Genomic DNA, 12,269 nt, shown 5'->3' with positions numbered 1-12,269 from the left:
CGCCCGCCCGGGCGCTCTTCTCGTCTGTCATGGCTCCTCCTCAACGGAGCCACTCAAACCCAAAGTTCTGTCTCAGGAAACTCTATACCGGAGGATGCCAGAGCGCGGAAGCATTCTCGTAGCCTTCGAAGCGGCCCAAGAACAGAACCAGCGCGGGCTTGCCGCGCCCGGCCAGTTTCTCATCGAGCCACGTTCCTATCCCGCGAAAATCCTCTTCGGTCAGCTTGCCGGCGCATTCGAGTCCGAGCACGCGGTCGCCTTCGATCTTCACTTCCTTCCACATCATCTGTCTCCCGTTGCGTCATCCATGCCCGTACCGCTTCGCATCTTCGTGCTTGCGATCCGAGCGCTCGAACTCCAGCGTCGAATGTTCGATGCCGAAGTCGCCCTTCACGCGCGCCTTGATCGCGTCCTTGATCTTCTCGAGGTCCTCCCAGCGGCTTGCATCGACTACCACATGCGTGTCGAGCGCTGCCTCGTGCTCCTCCATCTGCCAGAAATGTGCGTGGTGAACCTCGGTCACGCCGTCCACGTCAGCCACGGCGTCGATGACGGCGTCGGTGTCGATATCCGGCGGACTGCCAAGCATCAGGGTGCGAATCGTGCCGCCGATCTCGGTTAGGGCGAGATAGAGAATATAGAGGGCGATCCCGATCGTGATCGCCGGATCGACCCAGCGAATATCGTAAAGCAGGATCAGCGCGCCGCCGACGACCACAGCGACCGAGGCCAGCGCGTCGCTGAGATTATGCACGAAAAGCGCGCGTATGTTCACGCTGCCCTTCTGCATCGAATAGGTCAACATCGCCGTGAGCGTATCGATCACCAGAGCCACGCCACCGAGGATGACGACATACCAACCCTGAACCTCAGGCGGATCGATCATCCGCATCACGCCCTCGTAGATTAGATAGATGCCGACCAGGATCAGTGTGGTGTAGTTGATCAGCGCGGCCACGATCTCGATCCGGCCATAGCCGAAGGTCATCCGCGCATCGGCCGGGCGCCGGGCGATTTTGCGCGCGCCGAAGGCGATGACCAGCGACGCCATGTCCGAGAAGTTGTGCAGGGCGTCGGCAACAAGAGCGAGGCTGCCCGCAACGATACCACCGACAATCTGGGCGACTGTGAGAAGCCCGTTGGCCCAGATCGCGATGGCGACGCGCTTGTCGCCGGACTCGGGATCGATATGGGTGTGGCCGTGGTCATGAGGCATCGGGGCCGTTCTCGTTCTTCTGGAGGGACTGAAGGTCGCTTTCGATGCCCGGGCCGGAGCCGTCGCCCGAACCCGACGATCCGCCGAGCACGGTCTCCAAGCCGACGGAAACTAAGGTGAACAGCACGAAGCCGCCGACGAAGGCGAGAATCGAAGTCCGGGTGTCGCTCTTGGCGTCGTGCGCCTCCTCGAGCATGTCCTCGACTGCCGCGACGGTCAGAAGGCCGGCGACGAAGGTGAGCGCAGCCATTTTCGGCCCTTCGCCCGCGCCACGCAGCAGTAAATAGGCCAGCAGCGCCGCGCCCACGCAAAACAGGATGAACGATGCAGATAGGAGAATGCGCCTGCGCCGTGGCACGTCCTTGTCGCGGAAGTTCGCGATCGACGCATAGCCCTCCGGCACGTCCGCCAGGACCTGCCCGGCGGCAAGCGCGATCGCGAGACTCGATGAGACAGCCGCCCCGGATCCGAGCATCATTCCGTCCGAAGTCAGGTCGATCGCGACCGCGACGTAGATCATCCACATGCTGGTCCGGTTCTTTCCACCGGACTGCAGCTTCTCGACCCCCATCTCGACCAGGATGTATGTCACGCCGCCTGCGGCGAAGGCGGCCGCGATCCACCAGCCTGCAAGCGCCTTCAGCGCTTCAGGGAGCAGCTCGACCGCCACGATGGCGATGACGATGCCGGACGCGGCGTGAAGCGCCCAGTTGAGCAGGCGGTCGGACGTCTTGCCGAACTCTGCCAGCATTCCGCCGGCAAAATTCCCCGCCCCCGGCAGGAGAGACAGCAGCAGCACGGTCCACAAACTCATTGTCCAATTCCTTGCATCGGGCGATGGGTAGGCGGCCGTCCCGCCCGCCACAGGGTGGCAGGACGACGCTTCGACGTAACGGGATCCAAAGGCCGCGGCATGCTACGGATCATCCTTCGCAGACTGCTCCGAATACCAGGCCGCCACCGCCTCGATCTGCTCCTCGGTCATATGGACGGCGATCTTGTCCATCACATGCGCGAATTTAGTGCCGCCGCGCGTGCCCTCCTTCCAGAGTTGCAGATGCTCGGAAAGGTACCACTCGGGCTGACCGGCAAGATAGGGATAGAACGGATTTTTCGCCCGTCCGGCCGCGCCGTGGCAGCTCTGACAGGCCGGAATCTTGCGCGAAGGAATGCCTTCGAGCGCGATGCGTCGGCCAAGCTCCAGCAAACCCTTCCGCGTAGCGGGCGGGCCGGCTGCCGAGGCCGACGGCACCCTGAAGGTCGCCACTTCGGCGTCTCCTTCCAACCGCCCGGCCTCATCCTGGCGTCGCGCGGTCGGTGCTGACCCTCGTGCCGAGTCAAGCGGGGCGGCAGCCGTCTTGGCCCGCGCGTCGCCAGCGCCAGGCGCGGCCGTGCCCGCTGCAGGCTGGCTGGCGAAGTAGCGCGCCAGCTGCCGCAGCACCTCCGGCTCGTATCGTCTGGCCGGCGGCTGCATGAAGCCGCTCTGCCGGGCACCGAGCGAAAACGCACGCAGCGTTGCGTAGAGATAAGCTTCCGACTGGCCGGCGATGTCCGGAAACGCGCCTTCGCCCTGCCCGAGCCCGTCACGCCCATGACAGCGCGCACAGTCGGAGAGAGCGTTCTCGAAGATCCCGTTCAGCGCCGCCGTTGTCTGCCCGCCGGCTTCGGTATCGTCGTCGGCCAAACCGCCGCCGAGCGCCAGATCGGCATATGCCTGCGGCGTCATTTCCGGCAGCGCGAGCAGGAACGCCACCTGCGCCCAGACCTCGTCGTCGCGCTCCTGCGTCGGCCAGGCCGGCATCCCGGAATACTTGATGCCGTGCTTGACGATCCAGAACAGCTCGTCGTCTTTCCAGTCGCCGATCGCTTCCTCGAGCCGCGGCGGGGCGGGCGTCATGCCTAGCACGACCGGCGATTGCGGCACGCCGGGAGCGCCGTGGCATGCCGCGCAGCCGGTCGCGAAATGCCCCGCCCCACGCTTCACCAGTGCCGGGTCGAACAGGTCGAGATCATCCGGAGGACCGACGCCGATCGACTGCGTGCGGACAGCGTTCTCGAGGGTCCAGCCGAGGAACCAGCGCCAGGGCGCGATGTGGCCGGAGGAGGCGGCGATCGACACGAGCCCGGACAAGCTCACCGCCAGCGCCGCGGCTCCCGCCAGGAGAAGCAGGCCGAGAGCTTTCTTCCAGGTCAGGACGAAGTCTATCCGCACGGCTCTCTCCGGCGGTAAGCCGCCGCCCTGCGATGCGCTGTAACCTCGCCGGTGCTCCGGCTCTGTCTCATCGGCAGTCCCCTATCAGGAGCACCGGCATCACGTCGAAAGCGACCGCCACGAAGGAGAGCGCGGCGAGGAGCACTGTGGAGAACTCCAGAAAGTGCTCCCGGTCCTCGGCCGTGTCGCGGTCGTGCCGGACCGTACCGCCCTTTGCCTGCCATTCGACCCAGGCACGGCGGAATACCAGGCCAATCAAAACCAGCGCCGCCACAGTGGCGATGCCGACGACGATTCGGGTGCCGCCGATCGACGCGAAGATGTCCGCATTGGGCGCGCAGCGATAGGCGGCGTAGAAATAGCTGAACAGAAAGTGCACGCCCCAGATCGCAGGCGCGGCGATCAGGGTCCAGAGGGTATCCTGAGTCCGTCCATATAGTCCGAATAGCCGCATCGGCCGTCCCCCTCAGGCCGCCAGAGGAAAGAGCGCGAGCGTGGCGACAGTGACCAACGCCGTTCCCGCCATGAAGTGCCAGTAGAGCGTGACATTGGCGATATCGATATCGTGGTCCGACGTGAACCTGCCCGCCAGCGACCGCGCCAGGCAGTAGAGCAGCATCAGAGCGCCGACTGCGCCGTGCGCCGCGGTCCAGATCGCCAGAACCCAGACCGTCGCGGGATAGACGTGGCTCGCCGGATCGAGGCCGGTGGCGAATGGCCCCCAAAGGAGCACGGCCGCGGCGCTGAGCGCAGCGCCCGCACCCGCACCCATCAGCACCCGGGCGGCTCCGATCCGTCTCGCCCGGTTGCGCTCGAGCGCGAGCCATGCCGCGCCCCAGGCGGCAAGGAAGAGGCCAAGCGAGACCATTGGCCAGACCACGCCGGGACCCGCGCCAGAGGGCGGCGGAAAGTCCTCATGGATCGTGAAGAAATAGTAGTAGCCGAAGATCAGGCCGATGAACGCAGTGACGTCGCCCGTCATGGTGATGAACATCGCCCACCAGCCGACGGATATGGGGCCCGAGGTATAGAGCGGCAGCTTCAGTCCGCGCCCGACGTCCTTTTCCGGCTTCTCGGGAATGATGGCGGTGCCGCGCCAGAGCCAGATCATGATCGAGACGGTGGCGAGCGCCATGAAGGCGATGGTGGCATACCAGTAGTGGAAGGTCGCCAGGATGAAGACCGCGCCGGTCAGGAACGCCGAGATCATCGGCATGAAGCTCGGGCCCGGCACGCGCAGGCACTGCTCGGGCTCGCCGTCGAGGACGGAGGAGACGATCGTCTCGCGCTTCATCTCCTCGGCATCCGGCAGGTAGAAGCGCCCCTTGTCGACGTCGTCGATGAAGTTCGGCTGCTGCCAGATCGGATAGCGCGAGGTGATGACCGGCACCGAGCGCACGCCCCAGTTCTCGCCGGGCATCTCGGCGAGCCATTCCAGCGTTCCCGCGTTCCACGGATTGCGCTTGGCGTAGGGCTCGCTCCCGCGCGGGCGCAGGACGTCATAGACGATGGTGAGGATGCCGGCCGCGAAGACGAAGGCGCCAATGGTGGAAACGAGATTCGGCAGTTCCAGCCCGAGCGCCTCCGGATAGGTCCACACGCGCCGCGGCATGCCGGCGAGGCCAGAGAAGTGCATCGGGAAAAAGGCGACGTTGAAGCCGACGAACATCAGCCAGAAGGCCAGTCTGCCGAGCCGGTCGGACAGTTTGCGGCCGCTGATCATCGGCCAATAGTAGAATACTCCCGCGACCACCGGGAAGAGCATGCCTCCGATCAGCACGTAATGGAGATGGGCAACCACGAAATAGGTGTCGTGGGCCTGCCAGTCGAAGGGGGCGATCGCGACCATGACGCCGGTCAGCCCGCCAATGACGAAGATGGCGAGAAAGCCGGAAACGAAGAGCATGGGCACGGAATAGATGACGCGCCCGGTCATGAGCGTCGCCAGGAACACGAAGATCTGCACGCCGGTCGGGATCGCGACCGCCTCGGAGGCGGCCGAGAAGAAGCCGAGCGAGATCGCCGGCAGCCCGGTCGTGTACATATGGTGGACCCAGAGACCGAAGGAGATGAAGCCGGTGCCGACCGCCGCCAGAACGATCCAGGAATAGCCGAGGATCGGGCGCTGCGCGAAGGTCGGGATGATCATCGCCAGAAGCGCGATCGCCGGCAGGAAGACGATATAGACTTCCGGATGGCCGAAGATCCAGAACAGGTGCTGCCAGAGCACCGGGTCGCCGCCGCGCGTCGGATCGAAGAACGGCCAGTCGAACAACCGCTCCAGCTCGAACAGGATGTCGCCGGCGATCAGCGGCGGGAAGGCGAAGAGGATCATCCCGGCGACGACCAGCACGTACCAGGCATAGAGCGGCATCAGGTTGAGCCGCATCCCCGGCGGGCGGCACTTCAGCGTGCCGACGATGAGCTCGATCGCCGCGGCGATCGAGGCGACCTCGATGAAGGAGAGGCCGAGCAGCCAGATGTCCGCTCCGTAGCCGGGCGTGAACCGCTCCTCGGTGGTCAGCGGCGGATACATGAACCAGCCGCCGGTCGGCGCGGCGCCGAAGAAGATCGAGCCGCAGACGAAGACGCCCCCGATCAGGAAGCACCAGAATCCGAACGCCGAGAGCCGCGGAAATGGCAGGTCGCGCGCGCCGAGCAGCTGCGGTAGCAGGATGATCGCCACCGCCTCGAAGATCGGCACCGCGAAGAGGAACATCATCGCCGTGCCGTGTAGCGTAAACGCCTGGTTGTAAAAGTCGGGCGTGACGAGGTTGTTCTCGGGTACCGCCAGCTGCGCCCGCATGATGAGCGCCAGCACGCCAGCGAACAGCATGAAGGCGAAGGACAATGCGGTGTACCAGACGCCGACTTCGGTGTTGTTGACCGCCGACCAGTAGCGCCAGCCCTTCGGCGCCGCCCAGACCTTCCTTAGCCGTTCTTCCTGCGCGCGGCGGACCGCCTCGTCCTCTTGGTCGCGATCGCTCGCGCCCTGCCTGGTGGTCTCGCTCATTCGAGGCTCCCGAGCCATTGCGCGATTGCCGTCACCTCCGCTTCAGGCAGCATGCCGAAGGACGGCATCTCGACGCCGGGCTTCACATGATCGGTCGAGCGGATGAACGCCGCGATGTTCTCGGGCGTCGTCGGCAAGAGCCCCGCCCCGATGGTCCGGCGCGACGCGACATGGGTCAGATCCGGACCGATCTGGCCATCGGCAGTGGTGCCGCGCACGCTGTGGCAGGCGGCGCAGCCATTGCGAAGGAAGAGATCGACGCCCGGACCTTGCGTGACGGCGGCGGGCGCGGCCTGCGCCCGCACGTAGGCGGCATACTCCTGCTCGGAGACCACCACGACGCGAAATCCCATCTGCGCATGAGCCTCGCCGCAGAACTCCGCGCAGACGCCGTTGTAGACGCCGGTCCTGGTCGGCTCCATCACCAGCCGATTGACCCGGCCGGGAATGGCATCCATCTTGCCGGCGAGCGAGGGCGCCCAGAAGGAGTGGATGACGTCCGGGCTGCCGAGAAGGATCGTACTGCGCTGCCCCACCGGGAGCCAGATCTCGTTCGCGCTCGGAACCCCGCCCGGAGGCAGGTTGCGCACCACGCCCGGCCCGCCCTCTACGTCATAGGCGACGCGCCACCAGAATCGTTCACCCGAGACCGCGATCGTCGGCCCGTCGGCGGGCCTGCGCAGTTCGGGCATCATGCCCAGACCCCAGAAAAGCAGCCCCGCCAGGACTAACGTAGGGAATACGCATCCGCCCCAGATGATGAGCCGGATGCCGATCCTATCGTCGACCGCCCGTGGACTGACCCTGGTCACGTAACAGCTGAGGCCGATGACGAAAATCCAGATGACCGCCGCGCCGACGACCATGATCCAAAACATGCCAAGGACCCGCTCGGCTTCGACGCCCCCGGTGTCGAAGGCCGACTGCGCGCCCGTGCAGGCGGACAGGAGAAGGAGGAGGAGCAGGCCCGCTATCGCGTGAAGCACATTCATTCTGCAACGGCCGGGAGGGCTTCGACAGCGCGTGCGCCGATGATGGCAAAGCCACGCCACTTACCATGAAGACGTACCGCGCGGATGGGGCAGGCGTGGTTTTGACATCGCTCGCACCCGTCGAGGCGCCGTTCCGGGCTTTCGAGCGCTGCCGGCATCAAATGGTCCGGCCGACGATCAGGAAACAGGCCGCTCGGCATTCTGCCGCCAGAGGAGCTTGCTTCTCTGCGAGATAGGTGAAACGCACAGCACTCGAACGTCCCGGAACAAAAGAAGTCATCGAAGGGCTCCATGATCCTCGTCTCGGCCGCCCTTAGCTCCTCCAGCAACTAGAGGAGCAAGCGAAAAAATGGCTGAGCGCGAATTGGCCATAGGCGGAGCATCGAAGCGCAGCGGCAGGCTCGAACGACGAGCGACAAAGGGAGCGATCATGCCAGACCTGTCAGTGTTCAAGAACGTCGAAAGTCAGGCCGCAGCGGATGCCTATGTCGAAGAGATCAAGGCCAGTTCGGCCTGTAGCTGTTGGCTGAAGGCGGCGCTCGAGGAAGCGTTGAAACGCGATCCGGTCGACGCGGCGAACGATGCCGAAGCGCTGTCGATGATCCTTCAGGTTCGCGCAGCCGCGAACCTGCACGAAATGACGCGCAAAGCGTGAGTGCGGTTCAGCCTGCGCTTTCGATCTCGGCTTCGGTCTCGACCTGACCTTGGAGCTTGATGGGCGGAGTGAAGACGGCGAGGGGAACGCCAAACCTTTCGGCCGCCAGGATCACACGGGCAATGGGGATGCGGTTCTTCCCCTTCTCGTACCGCAATAGCTGCTGTCTGCTGGTCAGCATATAAGCGGCCACATCGACCGGGGAGATGCCTCGCTCCCGGCGCAGCTCTCGTATCTTGGCGCCGACGAAAAGATCGTACTCGTCAAGCAGGTCCAGGTTCATACGCGCGCTTTCATCCTTTCTCTTCCCGCAAGTCCCTCTGCACAACGAGCCTATCGGAGGGCAGGCCGCCAACCCGCGTCTCTCGCGTTCTGTTCGGTGCAAAACAAGCGTTCGCCGCGACTCTCGTCGATCCGAACACGATCATAGTCGACCTGCCCAGGCAGGTGATAGATGCGTCCGTTCCGGCTGACGTTCCCCTTGATGGCGCACTCGCTCGCGGCGAGCGCCTCGTTGCGGTCAGCCTCGAAGCGCTCCTGGCGTCTGTCATCGCGCCATTCCCAAGGCCTGACGAAGGAGCCCTGCCAAAGGCCGCGCCCCGCCGCCCTTGCCTGCTCCTCGAACGCCTCATAGCGACCATCGCTGTAGCGCACGTACTCGAGCGCCCAGCCAGAGGCGACCATGGAGCCGTTGATGTCCGTATCACCGGCCTTGCAGAGGGCGAGATAGCGGTCGTAACCGTCGCGGCCTTCGACTGTGCACGTGACCTGCGTGCCCGCCGGGATCATCTGCCGGAGCGCATCGCTCGCCGCCCTCCCACACTGATAGAGGCTGCCTCTGGCGTTTTCGCAGCTCTGATCCTTTTCCGGAGCATCGATGTAGTTCAGCCGGACATTGTCCTCAGCGCCCTCGATCGCGATCGTATCGCCATCGATGACGCGAACCGGCCCCGAAATGGTCTGCGCGGCAGCAGAGCCGGTCGCCAGCGCCAGCGCCAGGCTCATGACGATCATTCTCACCGTTGCTCTCCCTTCAAGGCCCTACCGCCCCGTCAACGGGCCAACCCGGTAGGAACACCTTGCTGGCGTGTTCCAAAACTCGCCTCACTTCAACGGGGGGAGCCCAGAAATGGAAGCCCCGACGACAATCCGTCGCCTGCTTGCTGCGGCCGAACGTCGAGAGGAAAAGGCAGGGAAGCCCATTCGACGGGCTTCAAAGCGAGGAGAGATCGGCTCTCCCTGGCCCGTCGGAGATCAATCCGATGACCGCACACGCCGTTGCCTTCGCCCGCGAAAACGCCTGCCTCCATAGCCAGTGGCAGAGCTTCGTCTTCCTCCTCGCCGATGCGCTCGCTCGCATGACCGGTGAAGGCTGGACTCCCGGCGAGCATGACGATCTGACGGTCGGGCCGCATACCGCGACCTGGACCCTTTCGCGCAGCGACGGCTTCGTCCTGAAGGTTTCGTCCCATGGCAAGCGCGGCGTCGCCACCATGGATCGCCGGACCGAACGCCGCCGCAACATCATCGCCGACGGCGACGCCGTCGCCCCGATGTTCGTCAAGCTGCCCATCCATCATTTCGACCGCTTCGCCGATCCGGACGCGATCGCTGAGGATCTGATCGGACAAGTCATCGAGCCGTCCGAACCCTTCCATGGCAAGCTCGTCGAACTGCGCGAGAAGCGCGCGCGCCTCGGCCGTCACCTTGACGATCATAGCCGGGATCTCGGCAGCATTCTCGGAAATCCGGCCGTCGACACGAACGACCAAAGCGGGCGCACCCACCTGGTCGCCAAGGGCCACGTCTTCGGCCGGGTTCGTCTCGGCCGTGGCGGTTCGGGAACCCTGGAGCTGTCCGGTCTCAGCCACAGTGCGATCGTGGCCATCGCCCGGATCGTCGCCGGCAACGGCACTGAGGCCGCCTGATGCGGTTCAAACGCTGGCCCCGTGTCGAGGCATATGTCGACACGTCCCGCAAGCGCGCGGCTTTCCATCGCTCGCAGAAGGCCAAGCGCAACAAGTTTCCGCTCCTGGCGCCCCTGATCGCCGAGGAGCAGCACGACGTCGACACCGAGATGGCGCGCCGTGCCGACTGGTGGCCGAAGGCGCAGCAGGAGGGCCGCGACCGACGCGCCGCTAATTGGCGCCGCGCCCGAGCCCGGCTGTTCGCCCATGGCGACAACATGCGGGGCCTGCTGCGCCAGCTCTGGCGCGAGTGCCCCTATCCCGCCGATCCGGCCTGTCTGCTCGACCTGTTCCACCAAATCGACGTAGGCCGGGTCGATCCGGAGCGCCCACCCTGGAAGTTTCACCGCGAGCTGACCCCGCGCATCACCCCGAACCCGGAAAACTGGAATGCAGCCTTCCGCCAGATCGGGCACGCGAAGGTCGGGGGCGGGCCGAAGACGATCGGCGCCGACAAGTTCACCTTCATCGGCAATCTAAGCGGCGAGCTCCTGTTCATTACGTCTCAGGTTCGGCTCGTCGAGCCCAACGAGAGCTTCTACACGCCCTCGAACATGAGGTTGCGCGACAGCTTCGTGGGCCGCTCCGGCCACTATGTCGTGCTCGAGGTGAGCCCCTCGTGCTCGGACGAGGACCTCGTCACCATCGAGCGTCTTGCGCGCGAGGCCGACAAGCGGTCCCTGATCGTCACCCGGAAGCCGCGTCCCGGCCAGGGAGCGGCGTCGTGAGCGGCGGGGACGATCGCCCCGGGATCGGCGACAACGGTGGGCCGCCCATCGACGACGAGCCGCCGGTCCTGCCGTCCGGCGCGAAGTGCCGGCTGTGCCGGCACTGGATGGCACCCCCCGAAGCCGATGAGCGGGCCTATGACTTTTTCCGGCTCGGCCTCTCGCGTCGGCGCGTGAAGCGCCCGGCGGGTTCCTGTGATCGCGTGATCCTGTCGTGGGGCAAGCGGCCGAGCTTCTCCGCGACCGCGGGAGAGTCCGTGTGTTGGAACTACGAGGAGAAGCCGCCGGCGCCGCGCGCCAAGGGTGGCGGCTTCGTCACGATCTACCGGAACGGCCGCGTCGCCTGGCAGGGACGGGAGGAGGATGCTCCACCCGAGCAGACCGAGCTGGATCTGTGAGACACCCCAATTGACGTCTCCCAGGACCAAGGCTCGAAGCGCGCGTTGTGACCGCCTGCATTTTCTGTATAATGCAGAAAACTCTCGAAGGAGACTGACCATGGACCAGAAGTCCATCACCACCGCCGATTTCATCCGCCACTTTGGCCGTTACCACGAGGAGGCGCAGCGCGGACCTCTTACGCTCACCAAGCACGGCCGACCCTCGCTCGTGGTCATGTCTGCCGAGGCCTATGAGCGCCATTTCCGCAAGGACGATCCGCGCCGGGTCTACGGCCCGGGTGAGACGCCGCCGGAGCTGGCCGAGATCCTCGTGACGGAACTGGATCGGCAATCGGCCGCGTACAAGGCCCGGCGCGATGACTAGTCGCTTTTCAAGCGGCCAGATCGTCAGCTACCCTTACCTGTGGCGTTGGCAGATGAAGCGGGGCCAGGAGTCGGGCCAGAAGGATCGGCCCGTCTGCCTGGCGATGACGTTCTTCGATGAGCGCCAGAACTTCACCCATCTGGTGATCCTGCCCATCTCGGGGACTCCGCCGCAGCCTGATCAAACCGCTCTGGAGATCCCGCGCCTAGAGATCAAACGTGCCGGGCTCGACGAGCTTCGGCAAGGCTGGATCACCGTCAGCGAATACAACTACGATATCGCCGAGCGGTCCTACTATTTCGAACCCGGCCAACGACCGCGCGGGCAGTTCGGGCCGAAATTCCTCGAAGAGATCCGGGTCGCCCTGCGGCCCACCATCGCCGCCCATATTGGCCGCATCGACCGGACGAGGTGAAGGATGACGCCGCTTCTCATCATTGCTTTGCCTGACAGCCAGGCGCCGATCGTCTGGTGGGCGTCGGACGCCTACGTCACCGCGGCCGTCGCGCGGCTCGACGAGAGCGCCGTGCCCTTTGACGAGGCCTGCCGGCGCTACAGCGAACTGCACGGGCAGGCGCATTTCTTCGAGAGCCAGCCAGAAGCGGAAGCGTGGGCGGAGACCTACACCGGACCCGGCTGGCTGGAGGTGCGGGCCGCGGTCGCCCGCGCGCCCTCACAGCCGCCCAAGGACCTGGCGTTGACGGAATGACCTGTTCCGCCG

16 protein-coding genes are annotated in these 12,269 nt (G+C 65.2%); 7 read left to right on the top strand and 9 right to left on the bottom strand.

The window, feature by feature from the left end; genetic code table 11:
• Positions 1–82: 82 nt before the first annotated feature.
• The 7 genes from B9A15_RS11165 to B9A15_RS11135 form a co-directional block, all read right to left on the bottom strand.
• Positions 83–283 carry a SpoIIAA family protein gene (locus B9A15_RS11165; protein WP_139798339.1) on the bottom strand — a complete coding sequence of 67 codons (201 nt, stop codon included), beginning with the start codon at positions 281–283 and terminating at the stop codon, positions 83–85.
• An 18-nt stretch (positions 284–301) separates the two neighbouring features.
• Positions 302–1,216: a cation diffusion facilitator family transporter gene (locus tag B9A15_RS11160; RefSeq protein WP_084410158.1), complete on the bottom strand. Its 915-nt coding sequence runs from the start codon at positions 1,214–1,216 to the stop codon at positions 302–304.
• A complete protein-coding gene (locus B9A15_RS11155; protein ID WP_084410157.1) occupies positions 1,206–2,030 on the bottom strand; it encodes a ZIP family metal transporter in 825 nt (274 codons plus the stop codon). Before B9A15_RS11155 ends, B9A15_RS11160 begins: the two co-directional genes overlap by 11 nt.
• A gap of 102 nt (positions 2,031–2,132) precedes the next feature.
• Entirely contained in the window at positions 2,133–3,428 is a 1,296-nt protein-coding gene (locus tag B9A15_RS11150) for a c-type cytochrome (RefSeq protein ID WP_084410156.1), read from the bottom strand.
• A 67-nt stretch (positions 3,429–3,495) separates the two neighbouring features.
• On the bottom strand, positions 3,496–3,882 hold the full coding sequence (locus B9A15_RS11145) for a hypothetical protein (RefSeq protein ID WP_084410155.1): 387 nt from the start codon (positions 3,880–3,882) through the stop codon (positions 3,496–3,498).
• A gap of 12 nt (positions 3,883–3,894) precedes the next feature.
• Positions 3,895–6,441, bottom strand: a complete 2,547-nt coding sequence (gene ctaD, locus B9A15_RS11140) for a cytochrome c oxidase subunit I (protein ID WP_084410154.1) — start codon at positions 6,439–6,441, stop codon at positions 3,895–3,897.
• On the bottom strand, positions 6,438–7,433 hold the full coding sequence (locus tag B9A15_RS11135) for a cytochrome c oxidase subunit II (protein WP_084410153.1): 996 nt from the start codon (positions 7,431–7,433) through the stop codon (positions 6,438–6,440). Before B9A15_RS11135 ends, ctaD begins: the two co-directional genes overlap by 4 nt.
• A gap of 349 nt (positions 7,434–7,782) precedes the next feature.
• Here B9A15_RS11135 and B9A15_RS11130 point away from each other — a divergent pair, with 349 nt between their 5' ends.
• Positions 7,783–8,088 carry a hypothetical protein gene (locus tag B9A15_RS11130; RefSeq protein ID WP_084410152.1) on the top strand — a complete coding sequence of 102 codons (306 nt, stop codon included), beginning with the start codon at positions 7,783–7,785 and terminating at the stop codon, positions 8,086–8,088.
• A 7-nt stretch (positions 8,089–8,095) separates the two neighbouring features.
• On the opposite strand, the gene B9A15_RS11125 is transcribed toward B9A15_RS11130, so the two are convergent.
• Together B9A15_RS11125 and B9A15_RS11120 are read right to left on the bottom strand one after the other, a co-directional pair.
• The gene (locus B9A15_RS11125; protein WP_084410151.1) at positions 8,096–8,371 is read right to left on the bottom strand and encodes a helix-turn-helix domain-containing protein; all 276 of its coding nucleotides are present in this window, start codon (positions 8,369–8,371) and stop codon (positions 8,096–8,098) included.
• A gap of 50 nt (positions 8,372–8,421) precedes the next feature.
• A complete protein-coding gene (locus B9A15_RS11120) occupies positions 8,422–9,102 on the bottom strand; it encodes a thermonuclease family protein (RefSeq protein WP_084410149.1) in 681 nt (226 codons plus the stop codon).
• Positions 9,103–9,350: 248 nt separating this feature from the next.
• On the opposite strand from B9A15_RS11120, the gene B9A15_RS11115 reads away from it, so the two are divergent.
• The 6 genes from B9A15_RS11115 to B9A15_RS11090 all read left to right on the top strand — a co-directional run bounded on the left by B9A15_RS11115 (position 9,351) and on the right by B9A15_RS11090 (position 12,257).
• Positions 9,351–10,016, top strand: a complete 666-nt coding sequence (locus tag B9A15_RS11115; protein ID WP_084410147.1) for a hypothetical protein — start codon at positions 9,351–9,353, stop codon at positions 10,014–10,016.
• The gene (locus B9A15_RS11110; RefSeq protein WP_084410145.1) at positions 10,016–10,783 is read left to right on the top strand and encodes a hypothetical protein; all 768 of its coding nucleotides are present in this window, start codon (positions 10,016–10,018) and stop codon (positions 10,781–10,783) included. Before B9A15_RS11115 ends, B9A15_RS11110 begins: the two co-directional genes overlap by 1 nt.
• Positions 10,780–11,181: a hypothetical protein gene (locus B9A15_RS11105; RefSeq protein WP_084410144.1), complete on the top strand. Its 402-nt coding sequence runs from the start codon at positions 10,780–10,782 to the stop codon at positions 11,179–11,181. The genes B9A15_RS11110 and B9A15_RS11105 overlap by 4 nt, the downstream gene beginning before the upstream one ends.
• A 100-nt stretch (positions 11,182–11,281) precedes the next feature.
• Positions 11,282–11,548: a type II toxin-antitoxin system prevent-host-death family antitoxin gene (locus B9A15_RS11100; protein WP_084410143.1), complete on the top strand. Its 267-nt coding sequence runs from the start codon at positions 11,282–11,284 to the stop codon at positions 11,546–11,548.
• Complete coding sequence (locus tag B9A15_RS11095) at positions 11,541–11,963, top strand: hypothetical protein (protein WP_084410141.1); 423 nt, start codon at positions 11,541–11,543, stop codon at positions 11,961–11,963. The genes B9A15_RS11100 and B9A15_RS11095 overlap by 8 nt, the downstream gene beginning before the upstream one ends.
• Positions 11,964–11,966: 3 nt before the next feature.
• Positions 11,967–12,257, top strand: coding sequence for a hypothetical protein (locus B9A15_RS11090; protein WP_084410140.1), 291 nt, complete (start codon positions 11,967–11,969; stop codon positions 12,255–12,257).
• Positions 12,258–12,269 lie beyond the last annotated feature (12 nt).

It is taken from the genome of Fulvimarina manganoxydans (genome assembly GCF_900176465.1).
GTDB lineage: Bacteria > Pseudomonadota > Alphaproteobacteria > Rhizobiales > Rhizobiaceae > Fulvimarina > Fulvimarina manganoxydans.
This window is presented reverse-complemented; position numbering and strand designations above follow the sequence as displayed.

Coding starts and splice junctions, on each gene's coding strand:
- B9A15_RS11165 (WP_139798339.1), bottom strand. CDS start 283: ATGTGGAAGGAAGTGAAGATCGAAGGCGACCGCGTGCTCGGACTCGAA.
- B9A15_RS11160 (WP_084410158.1), bottom strand. CDS start 1,216: ATGCCTCATGACCACGGCCACACCCATATCGATCCCGAGTCCGGCGAC.
- B9A15_RS11155 (WP_084410157.1), bottom strand. CDS start 2,030: ATGAGTTTGTGGACCGTGCTGCTGCTGTCTCTCCTGCCGGGGGCGGGG.
- B9A15_RS11145 (WP_084410155.1), bottom strand. CDS start 3,882: ATGCGGCTATTCGGACTATATGGACGGACTCAGGATACCCTCTGGACC.
- ctaD (WP_084410154.1), bottom strand. CDS start 6,441: ATGAGCGAGACCACCAGGCAGGGCGCGAGCGATCGCGACCAAGAGGAC.
- B9A15_RS11135 (WP_084410153.1), bottom strand. CDS start 7,433: ATGAATGTGCTTCACGCGATAGCGGGCCTGCTCCTCCTCCTTCTCCTG.
- B9A15_RS11130 (WP_084410152.1), top strand. CDS start 7,783: ATGGCTGAGCGCGAATTGGCCATAGGCGGAGCATCGAAGCGCAGCGGC.
- B9A15_RS11125 (WP_084410151.1), bottom strand. CDS start 8,371: ATGAACCTGGACCTGCTTGACGAGTACGATCTTTTCGTCGGCGCCAAG.
- B9A15_RS11120 (WP_084410149.1), bottom strand. CDS start 9,102: ATGATCGTCATGAGCCTGGCGCTGGCGCTGGCGACCGGCTCTGCTGCC.
- B9A15_RS11115 (WP_084410147.1), top strand. CDS start 9,351: ATGACCGCACACGCCGTTGCCTTCGCCCGCGAAAACGCCTGCCTCCAT.
- B9A15_RS11110 (WP_084410145.1), top strand. CDS start 10,016: ATGCGGTTCAAACGCTGGCCCCGTGTCGAGGCATATGTCGACACGTCC.
- B9A15_RS11100 (WP_084410143.1), top strand. CDS start 11,282: ATGGACCAGAAGTCCATCACCACCGCCGATTTCATCCGCCACTTTGGC.
- B9A15_RS11095 (WP_084410141.1), top strand. CDS start 11,541: ATGACTAGTCGCTTTTCAAGCGGCCAGATCGTCAGCTACCCTTACCTG.
- B9A15_RS11090 (WP_084410140.1), top strand. CDS start 11,967: ATGACGCCGCTTCTCATCATTGCTTTGCCTGACAGCCAGGCGCCGATC.